The sequence below is a fragment of the Thiolapillus sp. genome (assembly GCF_048562965.1).
Lineage (GTDB): Bacteria > Pseudomonadota > Gammaproteobacteria > Chromatiales > Chromatiaceae > Thiolapillus > Thiolapillus brandeum_A.
Genome location: NZ_JBHNMF010001212.1, coordinates 1 through 782 on the forward strand (window position 1 = coordinate 1; position 782 = coordinate 782).

Consider the following 782-nt stretch of genomic DNA (forward strand, 5'->3'; position numbering starts at 1 on the left):
TCAGGCTGCATTCCCTGGGCATGCGCTGTGCGTACTCCCGGTAGCCCTCCTGGACCCAGCGGGGCATTTTGTCACCGACGGCAATGAGGTGTATGTTCATGGGAGTATTCTACATGCCGTGGTTCTTTCCATGAACCATGGCCACGGAAAATACTGGCTGTTCTTCCCATTGTTCTGCCCAGCATACGGAAACACAAAGCACGATGAAAATTTCAGGCATTGATCATATCGTACTGACTGTCAGGGATATTGAGACAACGGTGCGTTTCTACGAGTCTGTCCTGGGAATGACCAGGGAAACCTTCGGTGAAGGCAGAGTCGCATTGAAATTCGGAAATCAGAAAATCAATCTTCATCAGCAGGGCAAGGAATTTGAGCCGAAAGCCCGCTCGCCATTGCCGGGTTCCGAAGATTTGTGTTTTGTCACCGATACAAAACCGGAAACAGCGATGGCTCAGGCTAGAAGCAATGGGATAGAAATACTGGAGGGGCCGGTGACAAGAACAGGAGCAAAGGGGGCGGTTACTTCTTTCTATTTCCGGGATCCGGACGGCAATCTGATAGAGGTGGCATCTTATGAATAAAAACAAGAAGGTGTATTGCCGGGTTTCCAAAAATGCCGCGTTGGAAACCAAGAATAATACTGTGCGGCCCATCAGAGGAGAAAAAACATGAGTAAGATAGTAGAAGAAGTCATCCTGAATCCGTGATTCCAGAACGTCAAAACCCGCATTTTACCGACATGACTCGGCAGGAGCCTCTGTAATCGGCATGACATCGAA

1 protein-coding gene is annotated in these 782 nt (G+C 49.1%); it reads left to right on the forward strand.

Annotation, left to right across the window (positions count from 1 at the left end; all coding sequences use genetic code 11):
* The first annotated feature begins 137 nt into the window (after window positions 1-137).
* Window positions 138-584 carry a VOC family protein gene (locus ACOCD2_RS23380; protein WP_305800474.1) on the forward strand — a complete coding sequence of 149 codons (447 nt, stop codon included), beginning with the start codon at window positions 138-140 and terminating at the stop codon, window positions 582-584.
* Window positions 585-782: the final 198 nt, after the last annotated feature.